This window comes from Micromonospora sp. M61 (assembly GCF_018070245.1).
GTDB classification, from domain to species: Bacteria; Actinomycetota; Actinomycetes; order Mycobacteriales; family Micromonosporaceae; genus Micromonospora; species Micromonospora zamorensis.
On sequence record NZ_JAGPYA010000033.1, the window covers coordinates 31,895 to 48,672 of the forward strand.

Genomic DNA, 16,778 nt, shown 5'->3' on the forward strand with positions numbered 1-16,778 from the left:
GGGCCGAGCGTCAGCCCCGGGCCCTGGCCCAGGAGAGGAAGCGCTCGGTCATCCTGGTCGGTGGATGATCCGGGTGGAGTTGGGTGAGCTGGTTCGTCGCCTCGTGCATCAGAGTGCCGAGGTAGATCAGCAGTGCGGTCCGGTTGGCCCGGTACTCCGTCAGCAGAGGGAGCTTGGCCGGTTGGCAGGGCGGGACCGTCACCGACTACGTACTGGAGGAACTGCGTCTGTTCCGGACGGGGTTCGGGCTCAGTCAGGACGACTTCGGCAGGGGCATCGGTTATTCGGGTTCGCACGTCAGCTCGGTGGAGACCGGCGGGCGACCGCCCACGAAGGAGTACATGCGGGCGGTCGACACCCACCACCAGACCGGCGGACGCTTCCTCCGCATGCTGGACGGGTTGGCCCGGCTCGACGCCGAGCCGGCCTGGCTGCGCGAGTGGATCGAGTTCGAACGGGAGGCGACCACGCTGCGCTGGTTCGAGCTGGCGTACGTGCCGGGCCTGCACCAGACCGAGCGGTACGCCCGTGCGACGCCGGCCGGTGGCCGGTTCGACGCCGAGGATGTGGACCGGATCGTCGCCTCCCGGCTGGAGCGCCAGGCGATCCTGCAACGCCCACGCCCGCCACAGCTCATCGCCGTGCTGGACGAGGCGGTGCTGCGCCGGCCGGTGCTCGACCAGCCGGGTCTCATGGTCGAGCAGTGCGAGCACCTGGTCCAGTTGGTGACGGCGGAGCATATCCAGGTGCACATCGTGCCGGTGGATGCTGGGATGTACCTGGGGCTCGCCGGTCAGTTCATCATCGCCGAGATGCCCGACGGTGAGCGGGTTGCTCACGCCGACAACCAGCTCACGGCGCAGTTCGTCGATGCACCGACCGACGTCGCTAAGCTGGCGAAGACGTGGGAGATCGTGCGGAACGAGGCGCTCCCCCGCCGGCAGTCAACCGAGCTGATCAAGGGAGTGGCGAAGTCATGGGCATGCTGACCCCACAGTGGCGGAAGTCGACCCGGTCCGGCGGCAACGGCGGGTCCTGCGTCGAGGTCGCCGACAACCTGCCGAGCGTGGTGCTGGTGCGCGACACCAAGGACCGCGACGGCGGCACCCTGCACGTCGATCCGACGGCCTGGAAGGCGTTCATCCACTACGCCAAGCAGCACTGAGCCACACAGAAATGATCGCGCGCTTCAAGGACCTCTGTCTGGACGCCGCCGACCCGCTCGCCCTGGGCGCCTTCTGGGCCCGGATGCTCGACGGTGACGTGGCCGATGCTGGCGACGGCGACACCCGGGTGGACCCGCGCTCGGCGCGCTCGAACGCCGAGTCGATCTGGGTGAACCGGGTGCCCGAGCCGAGGGTCGGCAAGACCCGCGTACACCTGGATCTGCGGTTGGCCGACGCGGACCCGGCGGCGCTGCTCGCGGACGGCGCCCGACTGGTCCGCGAGCCGAGCGGCGAGGTGACCTGGTGGGTGCTGGAAGACCCGGAGGGCAACCCGTTCTGTGCGTTCCCGGCTCGCGACGGCGCCCGGCCGGGCCCGTTCGAGCTGGTCGTCGACTCGATCGACCCGGTCGCGCAGGCGACCTGGTGGGCCGGGGTGGTCGGCGGCACCGTCGAGGACGAGGGGACCCACGCGGGGGTGGTCGGCGCGTCCGGGTTCCCCTGGGACTACTGGGTGTTCGCCGGGGTGCCCGAGCCGAAGACGGTCAAGAACCGGCTGCACTGGGACGTCGACCTGGTCGACCCGGAGCCGACCGCGCTGCTCGCCGCGGGTGCGACAGTGCTGCGGGAGCCGGTCGACAAGGCCCACTGGTGGTGGGTGCTGGCCGACCCGGAGGGCAACGAGTTCTGTGCCTTCACGCCGCGGCCAACCGGGTGAACGACCGACTACCGAGCGCGGGCGACGTCAGCTAGCGTTTTCCTAGCGCCGCAGTCAGCGCGTTCGCCGCCGCCGTCGACACGCCTCCGGCCGACCCCCAGCCTGCCCGATCGGTTGGTAATCGCGGGAACGTCCCACCGCCGCTGCCCCGGTTCGGCAGGATCGTCCCAACGAGGAGGTGCCGTCGTGCAGGACACCCGCGCTCTCGCCCTGACGTTCGAGGTGAGCGGCCTGCCACCGGTCAAGACCGAAGCGTTGTCCATCTTCGCCGCCGGGCATCGGCAGGCGACGAGGGTTCGCACCCTGCTCCAGGCCGCTCTCACTGCGGCCCAGCGCACCGGCTGGACGCCGTTGCCCGGGCCGATCGAGGTGGACCTGGTCCTGCGCTGCCCGCCCGGGCACCGTACGGCCGACGCCAGCACCCTGCTCGGCGGCGTCTGCGCGGTCCTGCAGGACAAGAAGCGGGTGTCGTCCATCGGCCTCACCCACCTCGGCGTCCTGGTGGACGTCGCCCTCTACACCGACGACCGGCAGATCCGCCGATTGTCGTACCACGAGGAGCCGGCGGAGGACTTTTCGTACCAGGTGCGGGTCGCCGCCGTACCGACCGGGGTTTGACCGACGTCCGTGGTGGGGTACCGCGGACGCCGACGAAGGGAGCACCGATGTCGGAGCCACATGTCACGCTCGACCCCCGCGGGCTCGACCCTGTGCAGCAGAAGCTGCGGGGCCCGCTGGAGGACCAGCTGACCTCGGCGCTTCAGGCGGCCACCGACCGGATCCGCAGCGGTTACGCCGGTGAGCCGGTCGAGCAGGTCTGCCAGCGACTGTTGGAGGAGACCCGCTCCGGGTTGCATCCCGACATCGCGGCCGGGTTCAACCCGGACATGGACGAGTTCTGCAAAGTGGCGGTGGCGATCGTCCGGGGAGGCGAGGTTTCCTGAGCTGGTGCGCCGCGACGCGAACCCCTCATTCCACAACGGTGCGGTTGGGTCCGCCTGACCGATGAGCTCCGGCACCGATTCGTGGGCCGGATCAGGACCGGGTCCGCAACTACCCGGCCCTGACCCCCGGCTGTCCGGCAGAGGAGCGAACAGCTACGGCGCCCCGCCGCTCGGGCGTGGCACGGGGCCACGCGCGGCAACGGGGACAGCCGGCCGCTCTGCACTCAGCTCCACGGTGCCCACCCGCCGAACGCCGGTGCGCCCCGACACACCTCGAAGGGTCGTGAACGCCGGCCCAGGCTAGGCGGGGCCACGACGGCCGGACAAGCCGAGCCGTACGGCCCGGGGCGTGACTTACCCCAGGGTGAAAAACCGGCATGTGGGCGTAACACGATCATGATCGCGGGCGCTGTTCGGTTTCGGTGGGGTCAGAAGTGCCGCAGCAGGTCGCGGAACGAGGCCAGCCGTAGGACGCCGGTGTCGGTCGGGTCCAGTTCGTCGTCCTCCAGCACCCAGGTGTTCTCGTTCGGGATGAACACCGCGTTCAGCCCGGCAGCCCGTGCCGGCAGGATGTCCGACTTCGGGGAGTTGCCGATCATCCAGGCACCGGACGGGTCGAAGCCGTGCTCTCGCACCAGCCACCGGTAGGTCTCGACGTTCTTCTCGGCGACGATGTGCGCGGCCCGGAAGTGGTGCAGCAGGCCACAGGCGTCGAGCTTGCGCTGCTGCTCCGCCTGATCCCCCTTGGTCAGCAGCAGCAGCTCGTGGCGGACGGCCAGTTCGTCGAGCGCCTCGGCCACACCGGGCATCAGCTCAACCCGGTGTTCGACGAGTGCCACGGCCAGTCGGTCGATCTCCTGACGCTCGAACTCAGTCGCGGGCCGTTCGCGCAGCCGCTCCAGGCACTCCGCCAGACTGCGCAGGAACACCTTGCTGCCGTAGCCGTGCGCCACCGCGTTGGCCCGCTCGATGTCGTCGAGAACGGCCCGCAACTCGGCCCGGTCCAGGGTGGGGTGGTCCAGCCAGGCCAGGAAGTCGTCGATCACCCGCTCGAAGACGACGTTGTTCTCCCATAATGTGTCGTCCGCATCGAAGATCAGCACCTTCGCCTGCCGCCGCCCCGTCGCGTCCACCGTCATGCCGCCAGCTCCTCGTGATCAACTCCTCCGACGATCGGGGACTTTAGGGCAGATCGTCCGACGTACCCAGCGACTTTCCGCCGACCGGTCGGGGCCACCGCAGCAACCGTTCCGCGATCATCGTCTCCCGCTCCTCCTGCGCGTCGGGGCGCAGCCGCCCACCCCTGGTCAGCATCACCACACCGTGCAGCAGGCTCCAGCCCATCTCGGCCAGCACGTCCGGGTCACGCCCCTCGGCCAGCGGGGTCAGGGCCGCCCGCAGCTCGGCGAAGACCGCCCTGGGCGCGGCCGGCACGCCATCGACGCCGAGGGCCAGGTCGGGGGTCAGCGCGAGCATCGCGTCATAGACCTCGGGATTCGTGTACGCGAAGTCGAGGTACGCGGTCGCCACCGCCGGCCAGGCCCCCTCGGGACCGTCGACGGCTTCCGCGTGCGCCTCCGCCAGGTCGGCGGCCAGGTCGGCGAAGGCGCACACGGCGACGGCGGCGAGCAACGCCTCCAGATCCGCGAAGTGCCGGTAGAGGTCTCCGACGTCGATCTCGGCCCGCTCGGCCAGCCGTCGGGTGGTCACCCCCGCCCAGCCCTCCGCCTCGGCCAGCTCTCGCGCGACCGCGACGATGAGGTCGCGCCGGTCCTGTTCGGTGGCCTTCTCGGCAGGTCCGGGCACGCCCACGAGCGTAAGGGCGCACACCCCTCGTAGCTGTCCGGTGACGGATTGGTGACTGTTGGGGATGGAAGGCCCCTGCGGCCGGTCTCCATTCTCCGCGTGCCACAGCCGACACCTTGCTCGTTGAGCGAGGAGATCACCGGGACGGGAGGGCACGTGGTCGTTCGACGGCACCGGCCCGTGGCAGGCCGATGAGGAGGCAGTCCAGCGACGGGCTGCTGCGCAGCGGGGCCACTCGGCAGCGGGCGACCTTTCTGGAGCTCTTCCTCGACCTGGTCTTCGTCTTCGCCCTCACCCGGATCTCCGCTCGCCTGATCGCCGACTTCACCGACGGCCAGCGCGGCGTCTACGCGGGCCTCGGTCAGGCTCTGCTGCTGTTCCTGGCGCTGTGGGCGGTCTGGTCGGTGACGGTCTGGTCGACCAGTTGGCTGGACCCGGAGGCGCCGGTCGTCCAGACCGTGATCGTCATGACGTTGGTCGGCTCCATGACGATGGCCGTCGCGGTGCCCAACGCCTTCGGCGCGCGGGCCGCACTGTTCGCCATCACCTTCGTGACCCTCCAGATCGGCCGCGTGGTCTACTTCCACGTCGCCGGGCACGGCCGACCGGATCCGCAACAGTCCATCCGGATCCTGTTCTGGTTCGGCTTGAGCGCACCGCTCTAGGTGGTCGGCGGGCTGGTCGACGACGGCACGGTTCGCGCGGCTCTCTGGACCGCCGCTGTGCTGATCGACTACACCGGGCTGTTGCTCGGGTGGCCCACCCCCCGGCTCGGCGCGCAACGGCTCGGCGTCCAGATGATCGCGGCCGAGCACCTGGCCGAGCGCTACCAGCAGTTCCTCCTCATCGCGCTCGGCGAGGCGATCTTCGTCATCGGGCTCGCCTTCAGCGGCAGCGAGTTCCACGCCGACCAGACGGGCGGATTCGTCCTGGCGCTGGCGAGCACCGTCCTGCTCTGGCGGATCTACTTCCATGCGGCGGGAGGGGTGCTGGATGCGGCCATCGACCGCTCCCGCAACGCCGCACGGCTCGCTACCGAGATGGCGTTCGCCCACATGGTCATGATCGCGGGGATAGTGCTGACCGGCGTCGGCTTCGAACTGTTCATCACCGAACCGCTCGGGCACCTCCCGGCGGTCTGGCTCATCGCCATCCTCGGCGGCCCCGCGCTCTTCCTCGCCGGACGCTCGGCCCTGGAGTACCAGGTGTTCGCCCGGGTTTCCCGCTCCCGGACAGCCGGCCTGCTGGCCCTCGGCCTGCTGGTGCCGGTGACGGTGCACCTCGCACCACTCACCGCCGGCGCCGCGGCCGCCGTGGTGCTGCTCGGCGTCGTCACAGCGGACACACGGCGCTCACGTCGACAGCCAGCGGAGACGCCCACGCCTCCGTTCTAGTTGCCGAGGGCCGAGGGCCGAGGGCCGCGGCTCACCGGCGCAGCGCGTTCTCGCTCCGCATGTGCGACAACTTCTCCGGGTTACGCACGGCGTAGAGCCCGCTGACGAGGCCATCGTCGATGCGCAGTGCCACTACCGTGTCGATCTCGCCGTCGGATCGGAATACCAGCGCCGGGAAGCCATTCACCTGGGCCGGGTGCAGCGACAGGGCAGCGACCTGGAACTGCCTGCTGGCCAACAGTCGGGCCACCTTGTCAGCCCCGGCGACCGGCCGCAGCAGCGCCTGTCTGATCCCGCCGCCGTCGCCCACGAGCACGACATCCGGCGCGAGGACGTCGAGCAGGCCCTGCACGTCGCCGGTCTCGATCGCCCGCTGGAACGCGTCGAGCACCCGCCGGGTGTCGGCCGCGGAAACCACTCCCCGGGGTCGACGCGCGGCGACATGCGCCCGCGCCCGGTGGGCGATCTGGCGGACCGCGGCCGGGCTCTTGTCGACAGCTTGGGCGATCTCGTCGTAGGCCAGGTCGAAGACCTCACGGAGTACGAACACCACCCGCTCGATCGGAGCGAGCGTCTCCAGCACCAGCATCATGGCCATCGAGACGCTCTCGGCCAGTTCGACGTCGTCGGCGACATCGGGGGTGGTCAGCAGCGGCTCGGGCAACCACGAGCCGACGTAGGACTCCCTGCGCCGGCCGACCGTCCGCAGCCGGTTGAGCGACTGGCGGGTGGTGATCCGGACCAGGTAGGCGCGCTGATCCCGCACCATCGCGAGGTCGGCGTCCGCCCACCGCAGCCAGGTTTCCTGGAGTACGTCCTCGGCGTCGGCGGCCGAGCCGAGCATCTCGTAGGCGACAGTGAAGAGCAGGTTCCGGTGTGCGACGAACGCGTCGACAGCAGGGCCGCCCTCACTCATGACTTCTCCCCCGGCTTCCATGCCGCCTCCAGTCTCGTCGATCTCGGCTGTGCCGCCCACAGGACACCGCTCCCCCGCCTGGCGTGACACCGCCGCGCCGTGCGCCGCGTCACGTGTCGAGCCGTCACAACGAGCGGGCCGGCGGTGTCTCGTGTTCGACCCGAACCGGAAGGAAGATCATGAACCTGGCTCTGTGGATCGCGGCCGGACTGTTGGCCGCAGTCGCCCTGGCCGGCGGCATCACCAAGACGTTCGTACCTAAGGAGAAGCTGGCCCGGGCCAACGGCGGAGGGTGGACGGCGACCGCGAGTGTCGGCTTCGTCAAGACCCTCGGAGTCCTCGAAATCCTGGCCGCGGTCGGTCTGACCCTGCCCGCCGTGCTGGACATCGCACCGGTGCTGGTGCCGGTGACCGCCGTCTGCTGGGTGCTGCTGATGATCGGCGCGATGATCACCCACCTGCGTCACAACGAGGCGAAGTTCATCGTGCTGAATCTGTTCTACCTCGCCCTGGCCGCCTTCGTGGCCTGGGGCCGACTCGGACCCGAGCCCTTCTAACGGAATGACCTGACCCGGGAGACCCGTTCCCGGCCGCCAGATCCGCGCCCGCTCCTCCCAGACCTCAGCGAGAATCGGCCCTGGTGGATTGATGGGACGGCTGCCATGATCGCTCGGTGTCCCTGTGGGAGGCCGTCTCGCGCTTCGGGCCGCCGCTGCTCATCGTCATCGGCGCCTCGGTTGCTGTGTACGGCGCAAGCTCCGACTCACCGAAACATTTCTCCCGGCCACGCGGCTGGCAGTGGGCGTGGGTGGGCCTCTGGCTCATGACAGCTGGTGAGGCGGCGTTCGGCGACGACCGACCGTGGTTCGAGCGTGCCTGGAAGGGCGCCACCGCACTGCTCGTCGCGGTGGCTGTCGCAGTCGCGGCATTCCGCCGCCACCGATGGAACGCCGGGCAGGTTGCTAGGGACGACTAGCGCGTTTTCGCGTTCTGCACGCGAGTTCGCGGTGGGGCAGACCGGAGGACCTGGCACACGAGATGGGCCTCCGAGGAGCAGAGCCTGTCTCCGACGTTGTTCGACCCCGGGTTCGTCTACGTGGGAGCCCGCGCCAAGGAGGGCAAGCCGACGATCCACGTCGGCTACCGGTGAGCCTGCCGGGGTGCGCGGGGGTCAGCGGTCGAACAGTGTCTTGATGCCGTGGGTTTCGAGCAACGTGGGCAGCGGGTCCGCGAGGTGCCGACGCCTGGGCCGCCAGATGCGCCCCACGTTGATCGACGCGTTCGGCCCCGGCACGTCGTAGGGACCCCCTCGGGGGTAGACCGACAGGCTGCTCCCCCACATCCCGGCGTCCATCCAGCCCATGCGCTCGATCTCATTCCAGGCGTACGAGCGGCGCAGGCCACCGCGATCGCGGATCAGCAGCCCCAGATCGTCAGCGAACACCGCGTTTCGCCGACGAGTGAAGGCGACGATGATCGAGGCGGCGCCAAACGCCATGACGGTCCAGTTGACCAGGTCGAAGAGCACCCCGACGACGATCATCACGACCAGGGCCGCGCTCGGGATCGCGATGGCGGGCCAGGCCCGCGACTGCCCGAGGACGTGGACTTCACCCACCGGTTTCACCGACTCCCCCACAGCCGATGACGATAGTGAAGGAAGCGCATATTCGCGCCGTGAGCGGCGGGGCTCGGATGCACCTGAAGATTCGCGCACTTTCCCTGATGTTGCTGCCTTCGGCGGCTCCGAGACAGCAACATCAGCGAAGTTGCGCGGCGGACGGGCGGGCGGGGCGGGCGGGCGGGGCGGGCGTGGGGCGGCTAACGCTGACGGTCAGCGGCGGAGCGTGAGGATCAGGTCGGCGACCAGTGCTGTCCATCCGGTCTGGTGCCAGGCGCCCAGACCGGCCCCGTTGTCGCCGTGGAAATACTCGGGGAACGCCACCAGGTCCCGCCAGTCGGGGTGGGTCTGGAAGAGCTGGCACGCGCCGTAGATGGGCCGCCGCCCCCAGTCGTCCTGGGTGAAGAGCGAGATCAGCCGGGCGGAGAGGTCGTCGGCGATCTCGTCCAGTGTCCGCTTCACCCCGGAGCGGGTCGGGTACTCCACCTGGAGGTCGTCGCCGAAGAACGCGGCGTAGTCGCGCAACGCGCTGATCAGCAGGAAGTTCGTCGGCATCCAGATCGGCCCACGCCAGTTCGAGTTGCCGCCGAACAGGCCGCTGGTCGACTCGGCCGGTTCGTAGCCGACGGAGAACTCCTGCCCACCGAGGCTGACCGAGAACGGCTTGTCCAGGTGCGCGCGGGACAGCGTACGCAGGCCGAAGTCGGAGAGGAACTCGTCGGGGTCCAGCATCCGGGCGAGCAGCCGGACCACCTGCTCCGGGCCCACCATGGACAGCAGCCGCTGCTGCCGGCCGTCGGGGCCGAGCCTGCGGGTGCCGATCACCTGGGCGTACTCCGGGCGGTTGGTGAGAAACCAGCGCAACCGCGCACCCAGCTCCGGCAGGCGGTGCAGGGTCTTCGCGGTGAGCCGGGTGGTGGCGGCCAACGGCAGCAGCCCGACCACCGAACGGACCTTCAACGGCACCTTCGTGCCGTCGGCGAGGCGCAGCACGTCGTAGAAGAAGGCGTCCTCGTCGTCCCACAGCCCCTGCTCGTACGCGGCTGCGGCGATGTACGCGAAGTGCTCGAAGAACTTGGTGGCGGTGTCCACCCAGGTCCGGTCGTGCTCGGCGAGGACGATGGCCATGTCCAGCAGGTTGAGCGCGTACATGCCCATCCAGCCGGTGCCGTCGGACTGCTCCAGCACACCGGCGACCGGCAGCGCCGCCGAGCGGTCGAACGGGCCGACGTTGTCCAGCCCGAGGAAGCCGCCCTCGAAGACGTTGTTGCCGCCGGTGTCCTTGCGGTTGACCCACCAGGTGAAGTTGAGCAGCAGCTTGTGCATCACCCGGGCCAGGAAGTCGTAGTCCCGGCCGCCGTCGATCTCGAACACCTTCAACGCCGCCCATGCGTGCACCGGCGGGTTCACGTCGCCGAACGCCCACTCGTACGCCGGGATCTGCCCGTTGGGGTGCAGGTACCACTCGCGGAGCAGGAGCAGCAGTTGTTCCTTGGCGAAGCCCGGGTCGACCCGGGCGATGCTCACGCAGTGGAAGGCCAGGTCCCAGGCCGCGTACCACGGGTATTCCCAGGGGTCGGGCATGGAGATGACGTCGAAGCTGGTCATGTGCCACCAGGCGCTGTTACGCCCGTGCCGGCGACCGGCCGGCGGCGGTGTCGAGCCCGGGTCGCCGTCGAGCCAGCGTTTGACGTCGAAGTGGTAGAACTGCTTGCCCCACATCAGCCCGGCGATGGCCTGCCGTGCCACCAGCGCCTCGTCGGCGGTGGCGGCCGGCGGGATCACCCCGGCGAAGAACCGGTTCGCCTCGGCCCGCCGCGCCCAGACCACGGCCTCGAAGCCGTCGCTGAGGTCGGCCGGGGGCGGCGGCGCGGCGGCCGGTGGTGACGCGGTGCGGGTCAGCCGCAGCCGGATCTGGCGCTGCCCGCCGGCCGGCACGTCGAGCACGTAGTGCAGCGCGCCCTTGGTGCCCTCCCGCGCGGGGTTGACAGTGGCCGCGCCGTTGACGACGTGGTCGTTGATGCCGTCCTTCGGGTACGGCGAGCGGCCGGGCAGGCCCCAGAGTCGTTCGGCGTTGGTGTCGTTGTCACAGAGCAGTGGCACCGGCCCGCCGTCGCCCTCCAGCAGCAGTTGGCCGAGCACCCGGTGCTCGCCGACGAGCCGGGTGCCCTGGCCGGTCAGTCGCGGGATCCGGTCGCCGCCGGGCAGGCCCCAGGCCCAGGTGTTGCGGAACCACAGGGTGGGCAGCACGTGCAGGGTCGCCGCCCGGTCGCCCCGGTTGGCGACGGTCACCACCATGCAGAGGTCGGTCGGGGACGCCTTGGCGTAGTCGACTGTCACCGCCCAGTACCGGTCGTCGTCGAAGATCCCGGTGTCCACCAGCTCGTACTCGGTGTCGTCACGGCCGCGCAACGCGTTCACCGCGACGAGTTCGTCGTACGGGAAGGCTGCCTGGGGGTAGTGGTAGCGCCAGCGCATCCAGGAGTGGGTGGGCGTGGAGTCCTCGTACCACCAGTACTCCTTGACGTCCTCGCCGTGGTTGCCGCCGTCGCCGCCGAGGCCGAACATCCGCTCCTTGAGGATCGGGTCCTTGCCGTTCCAGAGCGCGAGGGCGAAGGCGAAGGTCTGTCGTTCGTCGCAGACGCCGGCCATCCCGTCTTCATTCCACCGGTAAGCTCTGGACCGCGCGTGGTCATGCGGGAAGTAGTCCCAGGCCGTACCGTGCTCGCTGTAGTCCTCCCGTACCGTCCCCCACGCCCGTTCGGACAGATAGGGACCCCATGCGCGCCAGTCCTGCTCCCCCGAGTCGGCCTGGGCGAGCCGGAGCCGCTCAGCGTCGGGTGGCGAGGCGTCGGAGGACGATCGGTCAGTGATCACGTGCACATCTTTGACGTCGCCGCGGTACTTGACCACAGCGGCCATTCTCGTCGTGGCGTGTTACACCCCGCCGCCGATGGAGGAAAGTTGATCGACATGCACTTCGGCCCACAGGTCTGCGGCGATCTGAGCAGTGCCGCGAGCCGGGAGTGGCTGGTTCCCGACGGCCTCGGCGGCTATGCGATGGGCACCGTCGGCGGGCTCCGGACGCGCCGCTACCACGGTCTGCTGGTGGTTCCCGGCGAAACTCCGGCCTCCCGCCAGGTGGGACTGGTCAGTCTCGACCCGGCGGTCACGCTGCCGTCCGGCGCCCGGGTACGGCTCGGCGCGCACGAGTGGTCCTCCGGCGTCGTGGACCCGCGCGGTTTCGAGTTGCTGGAGCGCTTCGACCTGGTCGACGGGCTGCCGCGGTGGCGGTGGCGGATCGGCGCGGTGGTGATCGAACGGGAGCTGGCCATGCTGCCCGGCCGCTCCTGCGTGGCGGTGGTGCACCGGCTGGTCGCCGGCGGGCCCGTCCGGATGGAGCTGTCGGCCGCCTGCACCTGGCGGGACGCGCACGGCGAACGGCGGGCCGACGGCCCGACCCCGCAGGTCGAGGCGGTGGCCGACGGCGCGGTGGTCGAGGGCGCGTACCGGCTGGCCGGCCCGGGCTGGGCGCCCGAGGGGCAGTGGTGGCTGGGCGTGCACCACCGCGAAGAGGCCAACCGGGGTCTGAACGCGGACGAGGACCTCTGGTACGCGGGACGCTTCGTCGGCGAGTTGGAACGCCCCGGCGACGCGGTGTCGGTGCGGGCCTGGGCCGGTCGACTCGATGAGGAGCCGCCACCGGCCGCCGAGATCGTGGAGACGGCCCGACGGCGCAACCGGCAGGTGGTGGCAGCTGCCAAGCCGGCAGACCCGGTCGACGCGACGCTCACGCTGGCCGCGGACGCATTTGTGGTGCGGCCCGGGGGCAGGGCCGTCGACGTGGTGGCCGGCTACCCGTGGTTCGGGGCGTGGTCCCGGGACACGATGATCTCGTACGAGGGGTTGTTCCTCTGCACGGCTCGCGCCGACGAGGGCCGGGAGCTGCTGCGGTCGTACGCGGCGACGCTGTCCGAGGGCATGCTGGCCAACACGGCCGACACCGGTCGGGTGGAATACAACACCGTCGACGGCACGCTGTGGTTCCTGCACGCGGTGAGCCGGCACGTCACCGTCACCGGTGACACCGACCTCGGTGACGAGTTGCTGCCCGCGCTGCGTGCCGTGATCGACGCCCACGTGGCGGGCACCCGGTACGGGATCTCCGTCGACCCGGCCGACGGGCTGCTCGCCCAGGGCGCCCCCGGCACCGCGCTCACCTGGATGGACGCCCGGGTGTACGGGGTGCCGGTCACCCCGCGTACCGGCAAGCCGGTCGAGGTCAACGCGTTGTGGATCAACGGGTTGGCCGGGCTCGCGGAGCTGAGCGAGTTGGCCGGGCAGGACGCGGACGAGCTGTGGCGACGGCACGGGCAGGCGACCGCCTCGTTCCGGGAGCGTTTCCCGTCGCCGACCGGCTGGCTGCACGACGTGCTGGACGCGCCCGCGCCGGCGTACCCGCTCGGTGGGGCCGCCCTGCACGACGACGACGCGTTGCGACCCAACCAACTGCTGGCCTGGTCGTTGCCGTACGCACCGATGGAGCCGGACGAGGCGACGCTCCGCCGCGTCGGAAACGGTCTGCTCACCCCGCTCGGGCCACGCAGCCTCGCCCCGGATTCGGCGGAGTTCGTGGGCCGGCACCGGGGTGGTCCGGCCGAGCGCGACGGTGGCTACCACCAGGGCACGGTCTGGCCGTGGCTGCTCGGGCCGTACGTGGACGCGTGCCGCCGGAGCAAGATGTCGGTCGATGACGTATTCATCGGCATTGAGGCCCATCTGACCGAATATGGGCTAGGCTCGGTAAGCGAGACGGCCGACGGCCTCGCGCCGCACGCCGCGACCGGCTGCCCATTCCAGGCGTGGTCGGTGGCCGAGCTGCTGCGGGTGCGCCGAAAGGGCCAGTAGCGCTTTACACGACCGCAACGGTGGTGTCTCCGCTGGTTATCTCGATCCCGGCAGGATTGGCCCCGATCCAGACGCGACGGCGACATCGACTCCGGTGTCGGTCGGCGCGCGCCCGGGGACAACTCAAAGGGGGCCGCATGTCACCCGACGCCCACGTGATCGACATCCACGCCGCCCGGCAACTGCGGGTGCTGATGCTCTCCTGGGAGTATCCGCCAGTGCTCGTCGGCGGCCTGGGCCGACACGTGCACGCGTTGTCGGTGGCGTTGGCCGCCGCCGGCCACGAGGTCACCGTCGTCACCCGTCATGCCGACGGCGCGCCCCTGGAGGAGTACGCCGACGGCGTGCGCATCCTGCGCGCCCCCGAAGACCCGGTCGCCTTCCCCCTCGCCACCGGCTCACTGCTGGCCTGGACCATGGCCTTCAACCACACCCTCACCCGCACCGCCCTGCGCGCCACCGAAGCCGGCGCCTACGACGTCATCCACGCCCACGACTGGCTCGTCGCCCACACCGCCATCACAGTGGCCGATCACCTGGACCTGCCGCTGGTCACCACCATCCACGCCACCGAGGCCGGCCGACACCAGGGCTGGCTCCCGGAGGAGATGAACCGCACCATCCACGGCGTCGAGCACTGGCTCAGCGGCTCCTCCATCCGGGTGATCACCTGCTCGGGGTACATGCGCGACCAGGTCACCGCACTGTTCGACGTACCGACCGCGCAGGTGGACGTGGTGCCCAACGGGGTCGACAACAGGGCCTGGCGGGCCCGGCCGAGGGCGGTCGCGTCGGCCCGCGCACGGTTCGCCGGGGACGGCCCGTTGGTCGGGTACGCCGGGCGGCTGGTCTACGAGAAGGGCGTCCAGCACCTGGTGCACGCGGTGCCGCGGCTCCGCGAGCGGCACCCAGGGCTGCGGGTGGTGATCGCCGGCGACGGGCCGTACCGCGCCGAGTTGGAGGCGGAGGCCCGACGGCTGGCGCTCAGCTCGACCGTACGGTTCACCGGTTTCCTCGACTCCACCCAGTTGCCGGCCATGCTCGGTGCCACCGACGCGACAGTGGTGCCCAGCCTCTACGAGCCGTTCGGCATGGTGGCGCTGGAGGCGGCGGCCGCCGGGGCGCCCCTCGCGGTGGCCCGCACCGGCGGTCTCGCTGAGATCGTCGAGCCCGGTGTCACCGGGGTGACGTTCCCGCACAGCGACCCGGACGCGCTCGCCGGAGCGGTCGGTCAACTGCTCGGCGACGAGGTCTTCGCCCGGCGGGTGGCCCGCCGGGCCCGCACCATGGTCGGCGAGCGCTACGGGTGGGCCACCATCGCGGCCCGTACGGCCGCCAGCTACGCCGCCGCACGCAGGGAACACGGCCCGTTGCAGGCCCGTCGGGCGGCAGCCCAACTGGCCGGTGGGCGCACCCGGATCGCCATCCCCGAGGGCAACCTTCTGGCGCGCGACGGCCACGCCGCCTGCTGAGCCGAGGCGGACGACCGATTGGTGACTTCCGATCCGCTGGTTAGGGTGTAGCCCGGACAGCGGCTGAGGAGGTGCGTGCGCAGGTGCTGATCGCGGATCGGTACCGGCTGCTCGACCTGGTGGGTCGCGGGGGCATGGGCCGGGTGTGGCGTGCCCGCGACGAGATGCTGCATCGCGAGGTCGCGGTCAAGGAGATCGTGCCGCCCAGCTGGTTGGCCGATCGCGAACGGGACGAGTTGCGCTCGCGCACCCTGCGGGAGGCGCGCGCCGCAGCTCGACTCAACCACCCCGCCGTGGTCCGGCTCTACGACGTCGTCGCGGTCGACGGCAGCCCATGGATCGTGATGGAGTACGTCCCGTCCCGCACCCTTCAGGACGTGGTGGACGCCGAGGGGCCGCTCGATCCGGCCCGCGCGGCCCGGATCGGCCTGGCCGTGCTCGACGCGCTGCACGCCGCGCACACCGCCGGGGTGCTGCACCGCGACATCAAACCGCAGAACGTGCTCGTGGCGCACGACGGGCGGGTGATGCTCACCGACTTCGGGCTGGCCACCTTCGACGGCGGCGACGGTGCGATGACCCGCCCCGGCATGGTCCTCGGCTCCCCGCAGTACGTTGCCCCGGAGCGAGCCGCCGAGGGAGTGTCCACGGTGGCTGCCGACCTGTGGTCGCTCGGTGCGACCCTGCACGCGGCGGTGGAGGGCCGCTCCCCGTACGCCCGCAGCACCGCCATGGCCACCCTGAGCGCACTGGCCGCCGGACCGCCGGACCCGGCTCCGCACGCCGGGCAGCTCGCGCCGGTCCTCGCCGGGTTGCTGCGCCGCTGCCCGCGCGACCGCCTCGACCACGACGCGGCCCATCGGCTGCTCACCGCCGCGGCGACCGGGCGCACCGAACCGACCGCCGAAGGGTCGACAGGTTCGGGCGACCGGCCCGAGGCGCATGACCCGGACGACCAGGACCTCACGATCCCGTTGCCCGAGCCCGACCCGCCGGCGAACCCGGGCGACCGGGCCCTGAACGCGCCGGCTGACACACCACCGGCCTCCGCCCCACCGGCTTCCCGCCCGCCAGCCCGGCAGCGCACCATCCGCCGGGCGGCGTTGATCGCCGTGGCTCTGGTGGTGGCCGCCGCCGCCGGCGTGGGCACCGCGATGGCCGTCACCGGTGACGAGCCCAGGGACACCGCCGGCCGGCCCACCGCACGGCCGCCGGACGGTGGTGGCGGCCCGGGCGGGCCGGGCCCGGGTTACGACCCCGACCGCCCCGGCCCACCGCCGGGAGGCCCGGGCATTCCTCCGCCACCCTTCCCATGTGTCCGTCCGAAGGCGGCCGGTGCGCCCGTGCTGGCCGGCGCCCCCGCAGCGGGCGAACGGTTCCGCCCGCCACCCGGCTGGGTCTGGCACGCCGACACCACCGGGTTCCGGGTTGCGGTGCCGGCGACCTGGTACTACTCCCGCGACGGCGCGGTGGCCTGCTTCCAGGACCCCAGGTCCGGCCGGGCCTTCAGCGTCGCCAGCGGCGACGACAGCGACCCGCTGGTCCGACTCCGCACGGTCCGCGACGTGGCTGCCCAGGCCGGTGCCCTGCCGGGGTACGACGAGATCCGGCTCGCCGCTGCCGACGGAGGGGCGGAGTGGGAGTGCCGCTGGCAGGCCCCGTACGGCGCCTGGCTGCACGCCCGGCAGCAGGTGGTCGGCGCGGGCCGGTGGACGCTGGCCTGGATCACCGACGACAGGGACTGGACCAGGGCCGGCGCGGACTGGACGGCAGTGCGAAACAGTTTCCGACCACCCCCCTGACCTGCACCGTATAGTCATGATCCGGACTACCGTC

The 16,778-nt window shown here is 71.1% G+C and carries 16 protein-coding genes and 1 pseudogene; 11 read left to right on the forward strand and 6 right to left on the reverse strand.

The window, feature by feature from the left end; genetic code table 11:
• Positions 1-10: 10 nt before the first annotated feature.
• Entirely contained in the window at positions 11-202 is a 192-nt protein-coding gene (locus tag KBX34_RS19735) for a flavin reductase (RefSeq protein WP_210926217.1), read from the reverse strand.
• Between KBX34_RS19735 and KBX34_RS19740 the strand changes: the two genes are divergently transcribed.
• The 5 genes from KBX34_RS19740 (at position 174) to KBX34_RS19760 (ending at position 2,825) form a co-directional block, all read left to right on the forward strand.
• Complete coding sequence (locus tag KBX34_RS19740; protein WP_210926219.1) at positions 174-989, forward strand: helix-turn-helix transcriptional regulator; 816 nt, start codon at positions 174-176, stop codon at positions 987-989. The genes KBX34_RS19735 and KBX34_RS19740 overlap by 29 nt on opposite strands.
• Positions 983-1,165 carry a DUF397 domain-containing protein gene (locus KBX34_RS19745; RefSeq protein WP_210926254.1) on the forward strand — a complete coding sequence of 61 codons (183 nt, stop codon included), beginning with the start codon at positions 983-985 and terminating at the stop codon, positions 1,163-1,165. Before KBX34_RS19740 ends, KBX34_RS19745 begins: the two co-directional genes overlap by 7 nt.
• Positions 1,166-1,176: 11 nt before the next feature.
• On the forward strand, positions 1,177-1,881 hold the full coding sequence (locus KBX34_RS19750; protein WP_210926221.1) for a VOC family protein: 705 nt from the start codon (positions 1,177-1,179) through the stop codon (positions 1,879-1,881).
• 186 nt (positions 1,882-2,067) lie between these two features.
• Positions 2,068-2,499 (forward strand): hypothetical protein, encoded by a 432-nt coding sequence (locus tag KBX34_RS19755; RefSeq protein WP_088949126.1) that lies wholly within the window; start codon positions 2,068-2,070, stop codon positions 2,497-2,499.
• 47 nt (positions 2,500-2,546) lie between these two features.
• Positions 2,547-2,825: a hypothetical protein gene (locus tag KBX34_RS19760; protein WP_210795617.1), complete on the forward strand. Its 279-nt coding sequence runs from the start codon at positions 2,547-2,549 to the stop codon at positions 2,823-2,825.
• A 428-nt stretch (positions 2,826-3,253) separates the two neighbouring features.
• Here KBX34_RS19760 and KBX34_RS19765 read toward each other — a convergent pair whose 3' ends face one another.
• The gene (locus KBX34_RS19765) at positions 3,254-3,964 is read right to left on the reverse strand and encodes an HAD family hydrolase (RefSeq protein ID WP_210795615.1); all 711 of its coding nucleotides are present in this window, start codon (positions 3,962-3,964) and stop codon (positions 3,254-3,256) included.
• 43 nt (positions 3,965-4,007) lie between these two features.
• A complete protein-coding gene (locus KBX34_RS19770) occupies positions 4,008-4,631 on the reverse strand; it encodes a TetR/AcrR family transcriptional regulator (RefSeq protein ID WP_307871442.1) in 624 nt (207 codons plus the stop codon).
• Between the two features lie 191 nt (positions 4,632-4,822).
• On the opposite strand from KBX34_RS19770, the pseudogene KBX34_RS33715 reads away from it, so the two are divergent.
• A pseudogene (locus tag KBX34_RS33715) lies at positions 4,823-6,025 on the forward strand (low temperature requirement protein A).
• A 31-nt stretch (positions 6,026-6,056) separates the two neighbouring features.
• Here KBX34_RS33715 and KBX34_RS19785 read toward each other — a convergent pair.
• A complete protein-coding gene (locus KBX34_RS19785; protein WP_210926226.1) occupies positions 6,057-6,941 on the reverse strand; it encodes an RNA polymerase sigma-70 factor in 885 nt (294 codons plus the stop codon).
• Positions 6,942-7,120: 179 nt separating this feature from the next.
• Between KBX34_RS19785 and KBX34_RS19790 the strand changes: the two genes are divergently transcribed.
• Positions 7,121-7,498, forward strand: a complete 378-nt coding sequence (locus KBX34_RS19790; protein ID WP_210926227.1) for a DoxX family protein — start codon at positions 7,121-7,123, stop codon at positions 7,496-7,498.
• Positions 7,499-7,614: 116 nt separating this feature from the next.
• On the forward strand, positions 7,615-7,917 hold the full coding sequence (locus KBX34_RS19795) for a hypothetical protein (RefSeq protein WP_088949133.1): 303 nt from the start codon (positions 7,615-7,617) through the stop codon (positions 7,915-7,917).
• Positions 7,918-8,112: 195 nt separating this feature from the next.
• Here KBX34_RS19795 and KBX34_RS19800 read toward each other — a convergent pair whose 3' ends face one another.
• On the reverse strand, positions 8,113-8,559 hold the full coding sequence (locus KBX34_RS19800) for a hypothetical protein (RefSeq protein WP_141910354.1): 447 nt from the start codon (positions 8,557-8,559) through the stop codon (positions 8,113-8,115).
• Positions 8,560-8,775: 216 nt separating this feature from the next.
• Positions 8,776-11,484, reverse strand: a complete 2,709-nt coding sequence (locus tag KBX34_RS19805) for a glucosidase (RefSeq protein ID WP_210926228.1) — start codon at positions 11,482-11,484, stop codon at positions 8,776-8,778.
• Between the two features lie 42 nt (positions 11,485-11,526).
• Between KBX34_RS19805 and KBX34_RS19810 the strand changes: the two genes are divergently transcribed.
• The 3 genes from KBX34_RS19810 to KBX34_RS19820 all read left to right on the forward strand — a co-directional run bounded on the left by KBX34_RS19810 (position 11,527) and on the right by KBX34_RS19820 (position 16,744).
• Positions 11,527-13,470 (forward strand): amylo-alpha-1,6-glucosidase, encoded by a 1,944-nt coding sequence (locus KBX34_RS19810; protein WP_210926229.1) that lies wholly within the window; start codon positions 11,527-11,529, stop codon positions 13,468-13,470.
• A gap of 137 nt (positions 13,471-13,607) precedes the next feature.
• Positions 13,608-14,942 carry a glycosyltransferase family 4 protein gene (locus tag KBX34_RS19815; RefSeq protein WP_172862068.1) on the forward strand — a complete coding sequence of 445 codons (1,335 nt, stop codon included), beginning with the start codon at positions 13,608-13,610 and terminating at the stop codon, positions 14,940-14,942.
• An 83-nt stretch (positions 14,943-15,025) separates the two neighbouring features.
• Positions 15,026-16,744, forward strand: coding sequence for a serine/threonine-protein kinase (locus KBX34_RS19820; RefSeq protein WP_307871444.1), 1,719 nt, complete (start codon positions 15,026-15,028; stop codon positions 16,742-16,744).
• Positions 16,745-16,778: the final 34 nt, after the last annotated feature.